We start from the raw sequence: 18,756 nt of genomic DNA, 5'->3' as shown, positions 1-18,756 counted from the left end.
CTTGAGAGGACACCACACCGTGATTGATGACTGCCGGATCTTACAATACCCCGAGAGACGGCCCATTACCGATCCACCGATCGCGACGTCGAAACGTTACCTTAGACCAGAGTACAGGTGACATCGCTGTTGAGGGTGGTACGGTTTTTGCGCACTGGGGGCTTTGCGATCGGGATGACATCAGCACATTTTTTTAATGGTCGAACGGACAACGGCCACAGCACGGTTCTTGCTGCTGTGGCGCTGGCTCTTGCTGGGACCATCTTTTACATTGACACATTCACCAACATCGAGGGCGCAATCGCGGTCCTCTATGTAATCGCCCTCCTTCTGCTTGGGGATATCCTAACTCCCCGCGGCCATGTGACCGCATGCGCGGTGGCAGTTGGGCTTGCCGCCGCGTCGTACGTCTACGCTCACAGCGACGCGCTTATCGACCTGCAATCGTTGCTTCGGCTGAGCGTCGCTCTGGCCGCACTTGTCATCACGACGTCTCTGCTGATGCGAAATGAAGCGTCACGGTCCGAGCTAATCGCCACTAACGCCGCACTTCGCGAGAGCGAGAGTAGATATCGAGCTATCTTTGACCGCACGAAAGTTGCACTCTGGGAACGCGACTACTCCTCTGTTCGAGAGATTTTGCTCTCGCTGAAGGCGCAGGGGGTCGACGACATTCGAGAATATGCGCGACAACAGCCAGAAATCGTCGATAGATGCGTCGCCGCGGTTCGTACCGTGGCGGCGAACGAGGCGGCGGTCGAACTATTGGGTCGAAATGCAATTGATCAGACGCCGGGTTCGCTACGACGGATCCTGCCGCCCGGCGATGAGACCTTCCTTGACCTGATGGAAGCAATATTCCTGGGCCGCCGTTCATTTTCCGACAGCGTGACCGTGGTCGGTGACGATGGCGAAAGGAAGCTTGTTCTTCTAACGGTCAGCTTTCCGGAGGATGCCACCGCGTTCAACCGCGTGGTCACGGGCATGGTAGACATCACACAGCGTGAGCTTGCTCAAAAGGCGTTGCAGGATGCGCGAGCAGAACTTGCGGCATCGTCGAGAACAGCCGCGATCGGCGCTCTCTCGACATCTTTGGCCCACGAGCTTAACCAGCCGCTTGGCGCGATAATTGTGAGTGCACAAACGCTGGTCAGATGGCTGGACCGCGATCCACCCGATCTTGCCGCCGCAAAGCGGGCAACGGACCGGATTGTTCGAGATGGCGAGCGAGCAAGCGAGATCATAAAGCAAACACGGAACAGGATCGAACAGACACAGAGCGAACCAACGAGCGTGGACCTCGTGCATCTAGTCGAGGAGACATGCGCGATTATGGACGCGGAGTTTGACGGGCATCGGGTGAAGCACAAGATCATCGCTTCCAAGTCCGTTCCGCAGGTCATCGCCATGCGGATCGAGCTCCAGCAGGTTCTGATAAACCTCGTAACGAATGCGATCCAGGCTCTTGCCAACTCCCGGCAGGCAAATCCGCAGGTGAATATCGAGGTCCGCCCCGGGGATGGCGATCAGGTCGTGATCTCGGTTGCCGACAATGGTCCCGGCATCGCGGAAGACGCCGTTGATAAGCTCTTCGCGCCCTTCTTCACCACCAAAGAGACAGGGATGGGAATTGGCTTGTCTGTCTGCAAGACCTTCGTAGAGGCGATAGGCGGAAGATTGACCGCTCGAAACAACGCTTCGGGCGGCGCGGTGTTCGAACTTTCTCTTCCACTGGTCGGAGCTAAAAAGCATGAAACGCAATACGCATGAACAGGTCGCACCGACGGTCTATTTGTTGGATGACGACCACTCGATACGTGAATCTTTGAGCGACCTGTTTCTATCCGTAGGCATCCCTGCCCGAAGTTTTGGATCTTCTAAGGAATTCCTTGAGGGGGCAGACGTCGCAGCGCCTGGCTGCATCCTGCTTGATGTCCGACTTCCTGGGGTCAGCGGTCTGGATTTTTATCGCGAACTCAATCGCATTGGTAGCAAGCTACCCGTGATTTTCCTCACCGGGTACGGCGATATTCCGATGGGCATCCAGGCAATGAAGGACGGAGCCGTCGACTTCCTCACCAAGCCATTCCGCGACCAGGACGTCCTTGACGCGGTGACCGTCGCATTGGCGAGGGATGCGGCAGCTCGAAAAGCGGTCGCCGCCACCCAGGATGTCCGGCGGCTGCTGGAAAGTCTGACACCGCGAGAACGCGAGGTTTTAACAGCAGTGAACAAGGGATTCATGAACAAACAAATCGCTTACCAGCTGGGCATCAGTGAGGTGACGGTGAAACTGCATCGCGGGAACGTTATGAGGAAGATGCAGGTCCGAACACTTCCCGATCTGCTTAAAAAGATGCACCAACTCACCGGAACCTAGACCCAGGTGTGGTATCGAAGCGCTCGGCGAGAGCGCATAACTCAATCCGTGTCCAACCTTTGCATTCAGGCTTCCGAAATTGTCCAAGTCCAAAACCATCGCGGTCGTTGACGACGATATTGCCATCCGCGAGGCACTCGACGACCTCATGGTGTCCTGTGGATACAAGAGCCGGTTATTTTCATCAGCCGAGGACTATCTGGCGGCGCCTGATCGCGAGAATGTTGATTGTATGCTTCTGGATGTCGACATGCCCGGCGGCTTGAGCGGCTTAGATTTGCAGAAGATCCTAAGCACCGATCAAAAGCGGCCGCCGATCATTTTCGTCACGTCGTATCATGACGGGCGAACGAAAGCTCAGGCAATGGAAGCCGGAGCATTTGCATTTCTCGGCAAGCCCGTCGACGTCAAGGCGCTCCTCGCCCATGTGGAATCCGCGCTACACTTATAAGAATGCCGGACTGTGTTCAGGCCTGACAGTGAGGTTCGAGCGGGGGCAGCTTTTGCTGCTCAAGCCTGTACCGCTCACCCCAGTCCCGCAGGCTCAACATTACGGGCGCTAGAGTTCGGGCACACTCATATAAAGGTGCTAGATGAGAGCTGGCACCAAAACCTTCGGTTGGCTGGGTGGCCGAGCGGCCGATGGAAGCTGCAATGCAAAAAATCCGCGCGTGGTTCCGAATTCATAGTGCGCTTTTTAGTTGCAGATTATAGCTTGGAGTCGGGACGCATCAGCGATTCTTCGTTTGGTGTCTGAGATGATGAGGGTCGATTGGCAAACAGCATGGCATTGAATCTCATCGCGGAAGTGATGGGATGGAGGGAAGAAGGGGAATCCAGCATCGCAAATCGGGAATTTGCATGGCTGAAGATGATGTCTTCCATCAAGTACGATGGCTACGCGGATTTCCGTGCGGGTGTCCGCTTCATTGAGAGTCTCGCGATATGGCTCAGGCAGTTCGACACAGCTGACCGACAGACCGCGTATGCATTCTTCAAAGAGCGTTTGGTGTACATCTCACCCGCCGAGCTGCAGTGCCTGATCGAGATTTTTGTTCCCGAGGTGGTTACCCCTCACCTTCGTCAGGTTGTCGCACGACAATTGGGCATCAAACCCTATGAAGTATGGAGCACCAAGAAGGGCATGGAGTGCTTTTCTAATCGCCTTCGCTCCACACTTTTCGTTGGCATGAGCGACGGCAGCAGGATGGACGTGTTTCGTCGAGCCAACGTCGGGAAGGTAAATCAAGAACAAGTCATTACCACTCTGACTGTCGATGATGCGAAATGGAAAAGCCTGGGCGAAAAGCTTCGCAAGAAACTTGGCTCGGAGGCCTCTTTCGACAGCGTATACCTGATCGAGGATTTCACAGGCTCCGGAACTACCTTCATCCGCCAAGAAAGCGACGGGAAGTGGGACGGGAAGTTGGCGAAATTCAACGAGGCTGTACTACTTGCCAGGGAAAGACTGGGCAAAAAATTTCCGTTAGCGAAGGATTTTGACCTTCACATCCACCACTATATATCGAGTGACCAGGCTCGCGTGAGCCTTGATGAGCGCATCGCGTTCGCCGAGAGCAATTGGGACGACAAGGTGTTCGGAAGTGTCACCGTCACTGAAGGTATTCGCCTTCCGCCCGAACTTAAGTTGGATCCAGACGCGGACGGCAGCATACTCGACCTTTGTGAGCGCTATCACGATCCCGGCCTTGATGAGCGACTGAAGGAACATCTGGCTGCCGCGGGAAAGACGACAGTCAAGCTTGGGTTCGCCGACTGCGCTCTTCCGTTGATTCTGGATCACAATACACCCAACAACAGCATTCCCTTGCTTTGGGCAGAAACTGAAGCCCTGCCCGGCAACCACTCCATGCAACCTCTTTTTCGACGCCGAGATCGTCACGGGTAGATGACGTCATGAATCCTTTTCTTCGCCGAGCGACCGAATACATTCGCGACACGACGGCGTTTCTCGCCATCACGAGTCCCGAACCAATCAAGACGTTTATCGCCAACCATAGGCGTGTGAATGATCTGTTTGATTTTCCTGTCCGGATCATAGGCAGTCCAGGTACAGGGAAGACGATGATGGCGTCGCTCGTAGAGTTTCGCCTGATCGAAGCGATCCTCCAAGACCAGAGCAGTCAAGGCAATCGTACATTAGCCGCGGCGTTGGCTGCCGCGAAATTTTCGGACGGGGAAAAACCCCTCGTGGCGGCGATCCGGCTTCCGATGGAGTCGGAATACAGAGAGTTTTGGGAACTTCCCTACGAACCCGCCGTGAAGACAAAGCTCGTACTGTCATTGATCCAAGCTCGTGCCGTTCTTGGGCTTGTTCGGACTCTCACTGCGAATAAGCAGCGCGAAATTGAGGATGTTCAGTTCATCACTCGTCCAGAAGCGGAAGCCCAGAAAACGCAGATTGGCGGCGATGACAGCCTAGAAATTCGAGAGCGGGCTCGTGAGGTGGAAACCCTTGTTTATAACATCGGTGCGAGCCTTATTCCCCCCAGCCTAGATCAAATTCCCGACGAAGTTCAAAAACCCTACCAACCCTTTGAAACGATAAGGGAGATCGAGATCACATGGCGCGGCGAGCGGATTAGGCTCCGGCCCCTCGTGATCCTCGATGATGTCCACAGTCTTCATCCGGAACAGTATGCCGCATTGTTCAGGGCTTTATCTAAGAGAGAAATCCGCATCGGCCGGTGGATGATGATGCGAATGGATGCGCTTAGCCCGAGCGCGGTATTTCGGACATCGGACGACGAAGCGTTGCCCGGGCTGAAACATGACAGAGATTTTATCGATGTTGTGATGGAAGGCACGACAAGCAGGAAGGATGATCGCAAGCTCTTCCGTAAATTGGCCAACGATATGGCCAACCGGTATCTCAAGCTTGTTGATTCCCTGAATGACCGTGGCCACCAGACCATGCATAGTTTGCTTGGAGAGGTGTTGCCTTCGTTTCCGGAAGGAAAACTCAAAGAGCTGGAAACGACAATTGCCCGTGAACAGCGACAGCTGTCCATATCAGCCTCGCGCCGTATCGCTCTCGAACAAGAGGTTGAATCGTACGCGAAAGGTGCAAAGTCTTACGATCTGAGCCAGGACATGCGCCTCGCAATGGTACGGATCCTCATGCACCGATATGCAAACCGCGTTTCCACCCAAACCCTCGAACTTTTCGGTGACCCAGAGCCCGCCCAACCGGTTAAGGCGAGCAGTGGTGTTGCCGATGGCGCCCGTGTCCACCTTCATCATCGGTTCGACCGCCCGCTTCACTACGGTATGGACGCTTTGTGCGACGCCAGTGGCGAAAACGCGGAGCTTTTTCTTCAATTAGCCGGTTCACTTGTCAGCCGGATGGAAACCAAAACCATCCGAAACCAGGATCCGACGTTGACCCCTAGTCAGCAACAGGACGAGTTGCGCAACAAGGCCAAAGAGATCATCAAGAAGTGGTCTTTCCCATACGCCAGGAAGGTGACACGCCTTGTGGACGAGCTAGCCTCTAAATGCGTCGAGAACGCTTTACTGCCAAACGCCCCATTGAAGGAGGGGGCGAACACGATTGGCGTTCTCGAGAGCGAGATGAAATCTTTGCTGACGAGCAACGACGAACTGGCGCTTATTTTGAAGTACGCGATCGCCTATGGTGCGATGAACGCCGTTCGCGACTACGGTCAAGGTGGGAAGTCCTGGTGCCTATTAGAGCTGTCGGGTCCGGTTCGCATCAAATATGGGCTGGGTTTCGACCGCGGAAACTTTTTAGAACGAAAGGTGAGCGATCTGCAGGCCATTATCGCGGAGCCACAGGATGCGTGACCACTGGGACAACTGTGTCACGCACTTCGATCAGGATGCGACGCGCTTCATCGATGAGTATTTTGGAGATGGACAACGTCGGTGCTTCCTAATGGCAGCGGCCGGGTTTGATCCGCGCTCACCAATCATTCCGAACCTACTTTCCACGGCACTTCGCGACAACCTTCACGCCCTCTTCATACGGGAGGAGCGAGGGGAAACAACGGACGAGTTCTTGCGCGAGTCCGCGGATCAGAATGAAGCCGAGCTGCGCAAGGGCATTCCTAATTCTCGCGTAGAGCCGATTACAATATTTGACCCGGCCGACAATGCACCCGTCGGCGGCAATCGCCTTGTGGCATTGCTGCGGGGAATGGCGCTTCCCGATGGCACGACAGATATCGTATTGGATATGAGCGCCCTATCGATGGGCATAGCATTTCCTGCTGCAAGAATTCTGCTTGAGATCGCTGAACGGTCGGAAGGCCTGAACCTTCATTTGATGATCGCTTCAAATCCAGAAATGGACGTCAGTATCGTCGGTGAACCGGGTGAAAAGGTACAAGCCGTTCGCGGGTTCGCCGGTAACGCAGGTCGAGAAACGACGCTTCCAAAAGCCCGTATATGGCTCCCGCAGCTGGCGAAGAAGCGCGGGGCTGCTCTCGAACGCATCAAAGCCTCTCTGACTGATCTTTACAAGGTTTGCCCAATTCTGCCGTTTCCCGCACGAGACCCAAGACGCGCAGATCGGTTGATTGAGGAATTCGGAGAAGAGATCAGAGAGGAGTGGGAGGTCGACCCCAGAGATTTCATCTACGCCTCTGAGAAGAACCCTTTGGACTCATTCAGATCGATTGAAATGCTCAAGAAGCGATACGACAAGACCGTGAAAGACACTTTCGATCCGCAGCTAATCCTCTCACCAGTGGGGAGCAAGGTTATGGCAGCTGGGGCTATGATGGCTGCGATCAAATACGATCTGACAGTTCAATATGTCGAGGTTCTTCGGTATGAGATCGACGAAACGGCTCCTAAAGCACCCAAAATGGATATCGTACACGTTTGGCTGGATGGTCCAATTTATAACGGCTACGCACAGCAGTGAGGGCCGAAATGGTTCAGAACTCAATTTTCTCAAATAAGCTCGATGCGCTCGGCAACACTGTTGAGATCATCAGAAATGTCGACCTTTCCAGTTTGACGCGGGCTCTGCGGTTGGGTGCCAAAAAGACGGCATACACGATCGGATCAGGCGGCTCGATGATCAGCGCCCAGTTCTTCGCAAGCTGCCGGTCGGACATTATGGATCAGCCGACAATTGTCCAAACGCCTATGGAGTTCGTCTTGGATGACCGAGACTTGGCAGGGAGCCAGGTCTGGTTATTCTCCGGTCGAGGGGAGAACGCCGACGCCCACGCCGTAGCGATCGCAGCCCGAACTCGAGGATGTCTGGATATCCAGATTGTTACGAGTAACGCGCAAGCGTCAGTTTTCGAGCAGATTCCTGACCGGTCGTTTCGGAAGCACGTCCTTCGGACCTTCGATGAGAAGGATGGCTTTCTTTCAACCCATTCGCTGATCGCAGTCATCGCGGCACTCCTGCAATCGAGTCATCACTATCTGCACGGGGTCCAGGCGGAATATTCGCCTTTAACTGACTTCGCCAACGAACTGAGGTTGCGTCGCGAGCCCTCGCGCGTCCAGGAATATACCCAGGCTTTTGGACAAGTAGCCTCCGATGACACTTTGATCGTACTGGCGGATCCTCGGCTTAAAGCGGCGGCAGTTGCCTTGGAAACCTCACTCTGGGAGACGGCGCTTTGCCCGGTCCAGCTCACGGATTTCAGAAATTTTGCGCACGGTCGACACGTCTGGCTCCACAAGCGCCCCAACGAAACGTTCGTGCTTGCTTTGACAGGTCGCCAATCCGCCGCAAGTTGGTCTGAGATCGAGATCAATCTCCCAGACGGTTTGAGGCGCCATCAGATCGCGTACGGCAATACGGGACGCCTCCAGCAGGCCGTTTCGATAATCGACGCGCTGATGATCGTCGAGGCCATCGGATCTGGCAGCGATGTTGATCCCGCAAAACCTGGTGTCGGACCATTTGCACGAGCAATCTATGACGGCTCCGCGCTGAAGACTGCTGCGAGCGAGTTCACGCGCCCGATCAGAGCGAAACTCAGGGCATTAAGGAAGTTTGGTACTTCCGATGTAGAATGGGATCCGATCACGGGGTTCCAAAGCTTCTCTGAGCGACTGCGCTCAGCGCGATTTCACGGCCTTGTCCTAGACTACGACGGTACGGTAGTGTCAACGGTTGCGCGGCTTGACCGTCCGGCGAGGAAGCTCATAGACGAACTCGAACGTCTCATGGATGGCGGTCTGAAGCTTGGATTCGCCACAGGACGAGGCGGTTCTGTGGGAGATATGCTTCGCGAAGCCATCGATGAAAGGTTCCATCCGTCCATAATGGTTGGGTACTACAACGGGGGATATCTGCGGCCGCTGGATGACAATATCGAGGAGTATCCGCCACCGGAGGCGCCGCCCATCAGGCAGATGACCCAATGGGTGAACGAGAGAAGCCGCCTGCTGATCAAACCGATAAAGCCTGACAACAAAGTTCAGATCTCGATATCGATTGACGACTCAGAGAATTCACAGCAGTTTGTGGACGAACTGAAAAACGCTCCACTTATTCTGTCGAAAGAAGTCGGCATCGTTTTCTCTGAGCATTCAGTCGATATTGGCTTGCCAGGGAATAGTAAACTCAATGTCGTGTCCGCGCTTGGTGCGTCTACTTCCAGCGATCCCTCGCATATCCTTTGCATTGGCGATAGCGGTGCCCCTCATGGCAATGATTTTGAGCTTCTTGGTCACGCTCATGGTGTCAGTGTTCGGGACGTTTGCCATCGGCAAGACGTCTGCTGGTCGATGTTTGATGCCGTGATCGATGGTCCAGATGCCTTGCACACGATTTTGCGGGCATTAACCGTAGTTAGTGATGGGATCTTTCAACTCGATGTGCAAAAATTGGGCCTGACTGAGAACTGAGACGGCCTGAAGGAACAAAACGATGGTGAACCGAGCAGCAAAGACTGATGTCGTGGGCACTGGGTTTGTGGTCCTCGATCGCGTTTATGAAAATGACCGCAAGGCATTTGAGGCTCTTGGCGGCTCTTGCGCGAACGTTCTCTGGTCGCTCGCGATGCTTGATCGCCAAGTGATCCCTGTTCTCCGACTTGGCGCCGACGCGGTTGGCGAACACCTGATCGCTGAATTCAAGTGCGCGGGGGCGGACACTCGTTTCATCGCAAAGAATGACAGTATATCGTCACCCATATTGGTCCAGTTCACGGACACCCAGCTGGGTACTCATTCATTCAGCTTCATGTGTCCCGACACGAAAGCCGAATTCCCTCGATATCAGCCAATAGATCACCAAGAGGTTGAAGCCGCTGCGACGGTTATCGAAGGTTGTTCTGTGTTTTACGCAGACAGGTTGAGCCCAGCGATCGTTTCGGCGATGGAGACCGTCGCAAAGCAGAATGGCATCGTGTTCTTCGAGCCATCTGCAGTTTCAGACCGGACTCTTTTCAATCGAGCCGTGGAATGCGCCACGATAATCAAGTTCTCCAGCGATCGGCTTGGCAGTGAGCTACTGCCTACGCTCAGTAGCAAGAACTCCATTGCGATCATGACACATGGAGCTAAAGGCCTTGAGGTGATCCAAGGCTCCAATCACGTCTGGTCGGAAGCGATCTCAATTCCAGAGGTCAAAGACACTTCCGGATCGGGCGACATGGTGAGCGTAGGGCTCATCAATCATTTGGTGGAAACCGGACAGACAGCAGCGACCGTAGGCTTGCACGCCGTACTTAAGGGAGTTCGCGCTGGCCAGAGGCTGGCCGCTGCCAATTGCTCGTTCCTGGGCGCCCGCGGCCTGTTCGAGCAAGCGAGCCCGCAACTTGCTCGTAGCATTCTGCACGAAGCAGTGAACTAAGCCCCCTTACTCGGCGGCTTCCATAGGCGTCCAGTCAGCGTGTTCTTCACGAAGCTGACTTCGGAGTTCCATCAAAAGGACCCCGAGCATGTTTTTCCCAACGCCGTTCACCTCTCCCCACAGTCTGTTGACCTCATTGTCCACGGTAGCGCATTCGACAAGCCGAGCGTCACCGGTCGAGAGCAACATATTCTGAAGGTCTAGGTGCTGGGTGAACTTCGCTCTCAGGACGCCCCGCATGCGGTCGAACTTTGTTCTCGACCAGCCCGGAGCGACGTCCCAATAGTATAGGCCGTGGGCCGCCATCGCGAGGAGCGATGGCGATGGCGCCTGCATCAGCCATTTCTTCACGTCGGGCTTCCGAGCCTTGCCTGCCTGGTAAGCATGCTCCGACGTCTGGAACAACTCACCCTCGAATTCGATCTCGCGCCGGTAAAGATTGCTGAATGCTCCATAGGGCTTTTCGCTCGCTCGGTAAAACCGAATGTCCGTCTCACTGGTCATCACCATTGCTCCTTGTCATCCCTTAGAAACTATTCTATGCAAATTAGCATGAAACTCAAGCCCGAAGACATCGAGAGTCTCGCTAATCGCATCGAAGCTAAACGCCTCGCGTCAGGCTACAGCTACAGCGATATTGCGCGTATCTCGGCGGTGAACCAAGGGCAAGTCAGTCGCATATGCCGCGGGCAATTTAAAACTGCGAGCGGTAATGTCATGCAAATTTGCATGATGCTGGGCGTGGATGCGAAACTCGACGAGCCTGCCGACTTCGTCCGAATTCAAGAAGCTGTACTAAATTTGTGGGATGGCACCAGTGTTGATGCCGAGCGCATCACACGCCTGCTCGGTGTCGTCAACGAGGTCCGGCGGACAACCTGATATCTTAGTTCGAACTGGCCGGATCGGCCCTTCCCTGATGGGCGTAAGATCTCCCTAAATCACAACTTTACGTTAGCGGGTGACTCGTGCACTTTGGCGTCGAAATAGACGCGCCAGTGGATGATTCATGCGCCAAGAGTTAGCCGAGAGCCTTCTCGCGAAGGTTATGGACTGGGATACTGTCAAGTTTGGTGAGGAGTATGCTCGGCTAAACCGCCTCGCACTTCTCAAATACGACGAGTATCAGCAATTCTCCCCCGGCCGAAAATTCATCGAGAGCTTAAGTCTTTGGCTACGTCAATTCGAGACGGCGGGCGAAAGAGACGTGGCCTACGAGTGGATGATCGGCCGTCTCGTTTTCATCTCAAGCATCGAAATGCGACAATTGGTGGAGTCGAGCTACCACGACTTTGCAAGACCAAGGCTAATCGACGCTGCCGCGGCGAAAATTGGCTGCCGTTCGTTCGAGGTAGGGAAGATTGCCGGAAGTCCCGAGTTTAAAAGCGCCAAGCGCCGAAGTCTGTTCCTTGGTTTGAGCGACGGATCGCGAATGGATACTTTCAGACGATCCGCAGGGCTTGATAATGAACAGGTCTGGCAAGCGTACGAGATTGGAGACTTCAAGGCGGCAAGTTTCCTTGAGGACTTGCGGAAAGCGGAAGAGGACGACACGGCAAGCTTCGAAAACGTGTTCCTGATCGACGATTTCACGGCCAGCGGTACCTCCTATTTCCGGATGGAGGACGGGAAGCCGAAAGGCAAGGTCTTCAAAGCGATCGATCAGGTCCGCAAGCACGAGCAGGCAAACTTCACGACGGCCGACTGTCAGTTCTACCTGATCTTGTACGTAGCCACGCAGAGGTCGCTGGACTATCTCCAGACAGAGCTGACCCCCTATTTTGAGAGCATGGGCAGGAGGCCACCAATCCCGATAGCTGTCTATACTCTCGCTGAGGAAACCGTTGTCGAGGCCGACCAAGAATTTGATCAGGCTTTTATGAATCTCGTCCTGGGCGATAAATATTATCGCGAGCGGCCAATGGATTCTCATGAACTCAAGGGTAAGACCACAGATATGAAGCTAGGGTATGCCGGATGCTCCCTCCCCGTAGTGCTAGTCCATAATACGCCGAACAACTCTCTGTATCTGCTATGGGCAAACGAGCCAAAATCTGTAAGGGGTCTGTTCCCAAGGATTACACGACATAAGGACGCTTGAAGTTGGTGCAGAACGTCTTTGCTACGCGCAACTCCGAACTATCGTCTCCCGACGAAGAGTTCGCGCAGAATTTTGCTGCGGATGCATTGCAGGTTCTGCCAGGAAACGCATTCGGTCCGGGAGCGCTTATCATTCGAAGCGCACCAGGGGGCGGAAAGACGTCTCTGCTGAGAATGTTCACGCCCGGTCCTCTTGAGCAAGCTACGCGAAACAGGACCCACGCTCCTTTCAATGAAATCTATCAGCGGCTGGAGGAAATCGGGGCTGTCGGGAGCGCAAAACCCAAGCTCCTGGGCGTCTACATTTCGTCGAATGGTGGGTACCCTGAAATCGGCCCGCCGCTTTCGAAAGAAGCAGCGGCCGGGCTGTTTAAAGCTTTGCTCAACGCCCGGATTATCCTGCGTACCCTTCGGGCGGTCTCGCGCCTGGCGGGGATCGATTACGACGATCAAGGGTCGCTTGCCCGTATTCGGATCGGGTCAAAACACTCTTTACGAGAGCAAGGACAGATCCCAGCGAAGGGTTTGGCGCCGGAGTTTCGAGCTTGGGCAGAAGACATTGAGATGCGTTGCCTTCGCTATCTCGATACGTTGACGGCGGAAGCTGGTGATTCTGATCTTCCTGCTCATATTGGAATTGATGCGATACAATGGCTCGCGTCGGCGAGCATTTTCGTTGACGATGCACCTCTTGCCTGCAGTCCGCTGCTCATGATCGACGATGTACAGCGATTGAGACCTTGGCAGCGCGACGCTCTGTTTTCCGAGAGCATGGAGCATCGGACGACTCTTATTCTGTGGATTGCTGAACAGACAAAGGTCCTTGACCCCAGTGGCATGCTCACTGCCAGCCGACACGAGCGTGATCACCAAGTCATCCAGTTGGAACGAGTCTGGGCAGACAGGACATCCAAGTTCCATCAGTTCGCTATGGCGATCGCCGACCGGCGGCTTCGTCAGGCTGGAATCGAAGTTCAATTCGATGCGGTGCTAAGTTCAACTCCCCTTGATCGCGAACTCTTGCCGGATATTGAAAACGCCGTTGCTGCGCTAAAAGGATATCTGCTCGACGGCCCCTCCTCCATCCCAAAATACGAGGCATGGATCGACTCGGTCTTAGAAGCGGACAATGACGATCCGTTCCGTCTCGCGGTGGAGCTTGGAAAAACACGAATATTGATTGCCAGAGATAGCAGGAAGTCTACGGCGTCGATGGAGTTTGAGGCGATCATTGGCCCTGATCCCATTCCGTCGGGTGTTTCGCAGGCAGCAGAGCGCTTTGTCACCAGGGACTATGGTCTGCCCTACTATTATGGCGTCGAACGGATCGCACGCCTCGCCACTTTCAACATCGAAGAGTTTCTCCAGATCTGCGCCGGTCTTTTTGAAACCATTCATGCGAACCGCGTCATCAGGGGAAACACCTCTTCCGCCGTGTCAGCAAGCGCACAGCACAGCGTGATAAAAAAGCTCGCTGAACGGCGCTACAAAGAGCTTTCACGGGGAGTTCGTTATGGAGAGCTTGCCCAACGTCTTGTGGAGGCTGTCGGCATGATGGCTAAAGAAAAGACCTATTCGGCAACCGCGCCATACGCACCGGGTGTGACCGGTTTTGCCATATCTCCTGAGGAACGTGTGCAGCTAGCAGGAGCCGTGGCTGCAGGAAGCTCGGCTGTATATCATGACTTGGCTCAAGTGATCACCGCTTGTGTCGCCCAGAATATCCTCGACATGCGCGAGGTGCGACAGGGCAGTCGAACCTTTACCGTGTTCTACCTCAACCGCATGCTGTGCGCACATTTTGACCTTGTCTATCATTACGGTGGATGGCAGCGCGTGCCCCTTCGGACACTCATCAATTGGGCAAATGGTCGAGGCACCGCTTCTGACTTCCGAAAACTTTTGTAGGCTTTAGATGAACTGGTGGCACGATTACAATCGCTTCAGTGGCGATGCATTTTCCGAGTTTTGGGGTGACCACCTTGCCCCCGATCGCAAGGTGCTCTTTATTGTCGGTCTAGGTTTTGATCCTCGGGCACTCCAGCCGCTAGGAACCATCGTTGTCCAAGCAACATCAGCATCCCTTGCTTGCGTTGCCATCAATTTCGAAAGCGGCTTCACGGGCGATGAACAATCGGCAGTCCTTCGGAGCAAAAACAAAGTCGGCCTGGAAGAGCTTTTCGGTCAAAGACTGGACGTTCGCGATCTTCTTCCGAATGACAGCGATGGCATGCGGAGTATTTCTAGGAACACGATTACTTTGCTCAGCGACATCAATTTGGCAGATTTTTCAGACGTTGTAGTCGACATAAGTTCACTTCCGCGGATCATTTACCTCACTATCCTGAACAATTTCCTTGGTCGGCTCGTCCATCCGAGCGGCCGAAGGCCGCTTGCCTCTTCCACCAATCTGCATGTCATCTTCGCGGAATCCGCGTCTTTGGATGCCAAGATCGTCAAAAAAGAATTGGAGCCAGAGCTTGCAACAATCCAAGGACTGTCCATCCGCCTCGACGAGGAAGCGGCTGATGCTTGGCCAAAGATTTGGTTTCCTGTTTTAGGGGAAGGCAATCGCGAGGCACTCGAGCGGATCCACATGCAAGTTAATCCAGCTGACGTGTGCCCGATACTTCCGCTTCAGACACGCGATGCGCGACGTGCAGACAACATTGTAGGTGAAATTGGCGAACTCCTTTTCGACCGGTTTAGGGTCGACCCACGCGACCTGATATACGCAACCGAAGACAATCCGTTCCAGCTTTATCGGAATTTGCTCGCGGCGATGGAACGCTATGAGGATAGTCTTGCTGAACTCGGCGGTGTGCGATTCATCCTCTCCCCGCTATCAAGCAAAGGTCTTTCGGTAGGGGCGCTACTCGCCTGCTACGAAAATAGGAACCGCAACAAAAAAGACGGGTTCAGCGTTCGAACGGGTTTCGCCTACATCGAAACCAGTCGCTACGAGGCGTCGTCGTTAAGTGGAAACGAAATCGGAACCCCAGTTTCTCTTTGGCTCACCGGCTCCTGTTACGCTTCATAAAATTGTCGCCCCAGCGACATTTCATCGTAACCGGTGTTCCGCTCCCACGTTGTCTTGCTGATCCTAATCTTTGATCGCATCCATGGACGAGCAACGGGAGTTTCTCCATGGAGACTACATTGGAGCTTCTCACGACCTACGATACTAACCCCTTTCAATTTCACTGAGGGCAGAACGAATCCGGGGTCTCAAGCTATTCACAAAAGCATTCGTTCGCTCTCGAAGCCACTTGATGGCTTTTCCTCGATCGTCTGCATTATTGAGATCGCGCAGAACCAGGCGCTGCGAGATATCTGGGCGATCCCCCGAAAAATCCACAGTTGCGCCACCGAGTTCTTTCGATATTTCATCAGCCTGGTCTGACAACAACCTAGACGCTCGCTCGCCCGGTGAATTTGCGTTTGACGACAACGTCACCCCAACAGCGTTGTAGCGGACGTCGCGGTAGACCGTGATCCAGCTCGACCCACCCGGTGCACCTAGTTTGAAAACAACGTGGCCACCTAGTGAGGGCGAAGGCAACATCTGTTCGGGATCGTCAAGCTCCAGTCCACCAAGGAACTCGGTCCAGAACGAGTACCGAACATCTCGGCGTCGCTCTCGCGCCTCGCGCCTTTCCGGTGTTTCAGCCGAGTTGAACGCTGTTTCCCCCTCATCATCGTCGGGGTCGGCTATAGCTGCCCCATCTGGAACACTGATGACCGTCCGCAAAATCGTCTGCGTCCTCGCCAGCACACGCGGAACGACAAGCTTCTCTCCCGATGGGGTCGAATACACCGGCATTTCTACCAAGCCCAATGTGAAATGAAGGCCCGCGTGTGTCTGAAGGTAATCCGCGATTGCCTCCACTCCCTCGCGGATGCCATCTCCAACTATGAGAAGGAGGAACCGACCGCGACGCAGGTTGAACGTCAACGCGTCATTGAACGCGATTTCATCCACTTCGTATCCGGCCTCACGTACGAGATCGAGTACGACATTGCCCTTTCGACCTGTTCGCTTACTGACCTCCCTCTGCACATCGGACGAAGACCATTTTGTCAGTTCCTTCGAGTAATCTAGGATCTGGCCAATCACCTCACGGCGGCCCTCCGGATTACGCCACAACTTACATTCGACGATAACCGGCAGTCCGGACGGTGTAATGAGGAAATTGTCGATTGGTCCGGCCGGTGTCGTAAGCTCCCGACAGATAGCAATCGCGCCAGCGAACATGGGATCTATTTCGCCTATCGGCAGGCAGAGTGGATGGCGATGGATAAGCTCTTGTATGTCGCCTTCGCTCATCCCGTGGCCGCCCAGTCCAAGCCCGAGAGGCACTGCCCGAGATACCGTCCCACCGTCTGCGGAAATGATAAGCGGTGTCGCATGCTGCCTGCTCATTAATGATCCTCTCGATTTGGGGCCGTCAAGAAACGCAACTTGCGTCAGATAGCGTCGCCTAGCTAGTGCCTAGCTTCTATCGGAGTGGGCTTCGCTGGCTAGGGCGTCGGACGGTTGAGATGCTATCGTGATCGCTCGCTCTTGCTGCTCGGCGGACAGATGAACGTCGTTGACCTCCGCATCGGGGCCAACAACCTCAAATTCAGTGGGCGTCCGATCCTCGAACATCCTGTAGGCGGTCATCGCAGCTTCGACAGGATCGTCAGCCTCAATGAGCAAGGTACGAGAAGTCACTCTGTAAAACGGCATGCTCTTCCCCTGCGATTCGTAATTCGCTGATCTATCATCGCAACGCGCCAGACGGAACTGTCGCAACTTCACACGGCTTTCTTATTGGTGAGCGCTTTATTCAAGGTGGCGAAGGTATGATATTGCAACCAGACGTGAAGTGTGGATTTATAGGCGGACAACATAAGTATATCGCTGAGGGGGTTGGCGGCATGCGTGCATTATTGGCTTCGGTCGCAATTACGACTTCGCTTTTAACTGCTTCCAATGCTTTCGCTCAAGATCCATGCGCGAACGTGGAGTGTCCAACAAATTGCCCACAAGGTCTGTGCGCAATCCAGCGTTTTGGCAATGAATGCAGCGCGTACTGCGCGTCCCTACAAGTGCCAAACATTGACGCGGCTATAAAGTCGGCGCCGTTTGACCTGCATATTTCAAATATGCCGCCCGAAACCGCGAGAAAGATCCAAGAACTTCTCGAACAAAAGAAGTAACCGGAGTTCGCGATGGGCAGGATTCTAAATATCGCGATCACAGTTGTAGTCGCGGGGCTACAGTCGGGTTGCGGCTTTGGTGTAGCCGAGGTCGCCGATATTATCGATCGGAGCGATCCTAAAGCCAGGACGCACCTGGAACTCCAAATCAAGCAAGCGATATTTTGTGAATTAAAAAAAGGCGCTTTCGACGCGCGAACAGAGAATAGTGTGAGGCGTTTTCATCAACAATCCGAGGTGACCTCGCCTGACGACGGGCCTTTTCCGGATACTTGGGGTGCTCAAGTCAGTTTCAACCTGACGACTGATGAAACATCAACCCTGACACCCGGCGTGACGTTGAACTACCCACGCGTCCCCGGCGTATCGAACGCGGGAGCAGTTGGCAGGAGCTTTAACTTCGGCTTCGGCGGCACTCTCTCCACCCAGAATGTCAATTACGATAAGTATGACTTCTACTGGACGGCCGCGCAGCTGACTGCTGGAGGAGAAAAGTGCAATCCCATGCCGAAGGAACTGCTGGGACCGAAAAGTAGAAGTTCTCCTTTCGTGAATGGCGCGGGACTGGGGGTCAAGGAGTGGCTGCCCGGAGCAGTCGCCGTCGTTAACTTTCGCCGATCCTCTCGAGCCGCCGAGAATGGTGAAGGTAAAGCGCTTGGGCCGGACACTTCCGATAGCGCCACCTACAGCAATAAGTTCGTCATAGTCACGAGTGGCAACATCACACCGACTTGGACACTTGTTAGGGTAACGGCTAACAACGCGGCCCTCTTGGATCTGAATCGAACGAAAACCCACGAACTGATCATCACGGTGGGTCCGGGCTCCTTCCAACTCGAAAAAGACAAGACCGGAAAATCCTCCGTGGTAAGTGGACCCTCGCAAGCGGCACTCAACGCGCAACTCGCGGCACAGATCGGCAGTGCAGTCGCGGCGGCAATCAAGGGACAGTAACGTTGGTTGAATATGCCAATCGCCTGTGATGTTGACGAATTGTAAAACCTAAAAATGCTGCTTTACTGTTCGTTTGCTAGTTAAAATCGCGCACGCAGATGAAACACGCGGCTCAATATTTCGCTCTAACGATCGCGGTTACCGCAGCCGGGGCAAATTTTGCGCGGGCGGATGACAATTTTATGATCGGAATTGGTGTCAGAGCGCTTGGACGCCTCGTCGACTACCCTTCGAAACGCGCTTGCGATCAAACGAGATGGTCACGCGGCTAACGGGGGAATATGGCTCCGGAGCGAGCATCAGG

Annotated in this window: 15 protein-coding genes; 13 read left to right on the top strand and 2 right to left on the bottom strand. The window is 54.4% G+C overall.

What is annotated here, in order from left to right; genetic code table 11:
• Positions 1-174: 174 nt before the first annotated feature.
• From AC245Y_RS28030 to AC245Y_RS27995, 8 genes are all read left to right on the top strand, one after another.
• Entirely contained in the window at positions 175-1,770 is a 1,596-nt protein-coding gene (locus AC245Y_RS28030) for a sensor histidine kinase (protein ID WP_017996747.1), read from the top strand.
• Positions 1,751-2,380, top strand: a complete 630-nt coding sequence (locus tag AC245Y_RS28025) for a response regulator transcription factor (RefSeq protein WP_017996748.1) — start codon at positions 1,751-1,753, stop codon at positions 2,378-2,380. The genes AC245Y_RS28030 and AC245Y_RS28025 overlap by 20 nt, the downstream gene beginning before the upstream one ends.
• 79 nt (positions 2,381-2,459) lie before the next feature.
• The gene (locus tag AC245Y_RS28020) at positions 2,460-2,831 is read left to right on the top strand and encodes a response regulator transcription factor (protein WP_017996749.1); all 372 of its coding nucleotides are present in this window, start codon (positions 2,460-2,462) and stop codon (positions 2,829-2,831) included.
• 333 nt (positions 2,832-3,164) lie between these two features.
• Positions 3,165-4,289 carry a phosphoribosyltransferase-like protein gene (locus AC245Y_RS28015; RefSeq protein WP_017996750.1) on the top strand — a complete coding sequence of 375 codons (1,125 nt, stop codon included), beginning with the start codon at positions 3,165-3,167 and terminating at the stop codon, positions 4,287-4,289.
• 8 nt (positions 4,290-4,297) lie between these two features.
• Positions 4,298-6,208 (top strand): ORC-CDC6 family AAA ATPase, encoded by a 1,911-nt coding sequence (locus AC245Y_RS28010; protein WP_017996751.1) that lies wholly within the window; start codon positions 4,298-4,300, stop codon positions 6,206-6,208.
• Positions 6,201-7,292, top strand: a complete 1,092-nt coding sequence (locus AC245Y_RS28005; protein ID WP_017996752.1) for a hypothetical protein — start codon at positions 6,201-6,203, stop codon at positions 7,290-7,292. Before AC245Y_RS28010 ends, AC245Y_RS28005 begins: the two co-directional genes overlap by 8 nt.
• A gap of 8 nt (positions 7,293-7,300) precedes the next feature.
• Positions 7,301-9,244, top strand: a complete 1,944-nt coding sequence (locus tag AC245Y_RS28000; RefSeq protein ID WP_017996753.1) for an HAD family hydrolase — start codon at positions 7,301-7,303, stop codon at positions 9,242-9,244.
• 22 nt (positions 9,245-9,266) lie between these two features.
• The gene (locus AC245Y_RS27995; RefSeq protein WP_017996754.1) at positions 9,267-10,193 is read left to right on the top strand and encodes a PfkB family carbohydrate kinase; all 927 of its coding nucleotides are present in this window, start codon (positions 9,267-9,269) and stop codon (positions 10,191-10,193) included.
• Positions 10,194-10,199: 6 nt separating this feature from the next.
• On the opposite strand, the gene ybiA is transcribed toward AC245Y_RS27995, so the two are convergent.
• Positions 10,200-10,697: a riboflavin biosynthesis intermediates N-glycosidase gene (ybiA, locus tag AC245Y_RS27990; RefSeq protein WP_157628373.1), complete on the bottom strand. Its 498-nt coding sequence runs from the start codon at positions 10,695-10,697 to the stop codon at positions 10,200-10,202.
• Positions 10,698-10,745: 48 nt separating this feature from the next.
• Here ybiA and AC245Y_RS27985 point away from each other — a divergent pair, with 48 nt between their 5' ends.
• The 4 genes from AC245Y_RS27985 (at position 10,746) to AC245Y_RS27970 (ending at position 15,333) form a co-directional block, all read left to right on the top strand.
• Positions 10,746-11,075, top strand: coding sequence for a helix-turn-helix domain-containing protein (locus AC245Y_RS27985; RefSeq protein ID WP_017996756.1), 330 nt, complete (start codon positions 10,746-10,748; stop codon positions 11,073-11,075).
• A gap of 127 nt (positions 11,076-11,202) precedes the next feature.
• A complete protein-coding gene (locus AC245Y_RS27980; protein ID WP_017996757.1) occupies positions 11,203-12,294 on the top strand; it encodes a phosphoribosyltransferase-like protein in 1,092 nt (363 codons plus the stop codon).
• Between the two features lie 5 nt (positions 12,295-12,299).
• Entirely contained in the window at positions 12,300-14,201 is a 1,902-nt protein-coding gene (locus tag AC245Y_RS27975; protein ID WP_432431645.1) for an ORC-CDC6 family AAA ATPase, read from the top strand.
• Between the two features lie 7 nt (positions 14,202-14,208).
• The gene (locus AC245Y_RS27970; protein WP_017996759.1) at positions 14,209-15,333 is read left to right on the top strand and encodes a hypothetical protein; all 1,125 of its coding nucleotides are present in this window, start codon (positions 14,209-14,211) and stop codon (positions 15,331-15,333) included.
• 144 nt (positions 15,334-15,477) lie between these two features.
• Here AC245Y_RS27970 and AC245Y_RS27965 read toward each other — a convergent pair whose 3' ends face one another.
• On the bottom strand, positions 15,478-16,620 hold the full coding sequence (locus AC245Y_RS27965) for a hypothetical protein (protein WP_157628375.1): 1,143 nt from the start codon (positions 16,618-16,620) through the stop codon (positions 15,478-15,480).
• 890 nt (positions 16,621-17,510) lie between these two features.
• Here AC245Y_RS27965 and AC245Y_RS27960 point away from each other — a divergent pair.
• Positions 17,511-18,452, top strand: coding sequence for a hypothetical protein (locus AC245Y_RS27960; RefSeq protein WP_017996762.1), 942 nt, complete (start codon positions 17,511-17,513; stop codon positions 18,450-18,452).
• The last annotated feature ends 304 nt before the right edge of the window (positions 18,453-18,756 follow it).

This window comes from Rhizobium sp. SRDI943 (assembly GCF_057653695.1).
This window is presented reverse-complemented; position numbering and strand designations above follow the sequence as displayed.

What these genes read in the sequence shown, in the direction of transcription:
- AC245Y_RS27970 (WP_017996759.1), top strand. Translation starts at nt 14,209, where the DNA reads ATGAACTGGTGGCACGATTACAATCGCTTCAGTGGCGATGCATTTTCC.
- AC245Y_RS28025 (WP_017996748.1), top strand. Translation starts at nt 1,751, where the DNA reads ATGAAACGCAATACGCATGAACAGGTCGCACCGACGGTCTATTTGTTG.
- AC245Y_RS28010 (WP_017996751.1), top strand. Translation starts at nt 4,298, where the DNA reads ATGAATCCTTTTCTTCGCCGAGCGACCGAATACATTCGCGACACGACG.
- AC245Y_RS27960 (WP_017996762.1), top strand. Translation starts at nt 17,511, where the DNA reads ATGGGCAGGATTCTAAATATCGCGATCACAGTTGTAGTCGCGGGGCTA.
- AC245Y_RS28000 (WP_017996753.1), top strand. Translation starts at nt 7,301, where the DNA reads ATGGTTCAGAACTCAATTTTCTCAAATAAGCTCGATGCGCTCGGCAAC.
- AC245Y_RS27985 (WP_017996756.1), top strand. Translation starts at nt 10,746, where the DNA reads ATGAAACTCAAGCCCGAAGACATCGAGAGTCTCGCTAATCGCATCGAA.
- AC245Y_RS27965 (WP_157628375.1), bottom strand. Translation starts at nt 16,620, where the DNA reads ATGAGCGAAGGCGACATACAAGAGCTTATCCATCGCCATCCACTCTGC.
- AC245Y_RS27995 (WP_017996754.1), top strand. Translation starts at nt 9,267, where the DNA reads ATGGTGAACCGAGCAGCAAAGACTGATGTCGTGGGCACTGGGTTTGTG.
- AC245Y_RS28030 (WP_017996747.1), top strand. Translation starts at nt 175, where the DNA reads ATGACATCAGCACATTTTTTTAATGGTCGAACGGACAACGGCCACAGC.
- AC245Y_RS27980 (WP_017996757.1), top strand. Translation starts at nt 11,203, where the DNA reads ATGCGCCAAGAGTTAGCCGAGAGCCTTCTCGCGAAGGTTATGGACTGG.
- AC245Y_RS28005 (WP_017996752.1), top strand. Translation starts at nt 6,201, where the DNA reads ATGCGTGACCACTGGGACAACTGTGTCACGCACTTCGATCAGGATGCG.
- ybiA (WP_157628373.1), bottom strand. Translation starts at nt 10,697, where the DNA reads ATGACCAGTGAGACGGACATTCGGTTTTACCGAGCGAGCGAAAAGCCC.
- AC245Y_RS28015 (WP_017996750.1), top strand. Translation starts at nt 3,165, where the DNA reads ATGGCATTGAATCTCATCGCGGAAGTGATGGGATGGAGGGAAGAAGGG.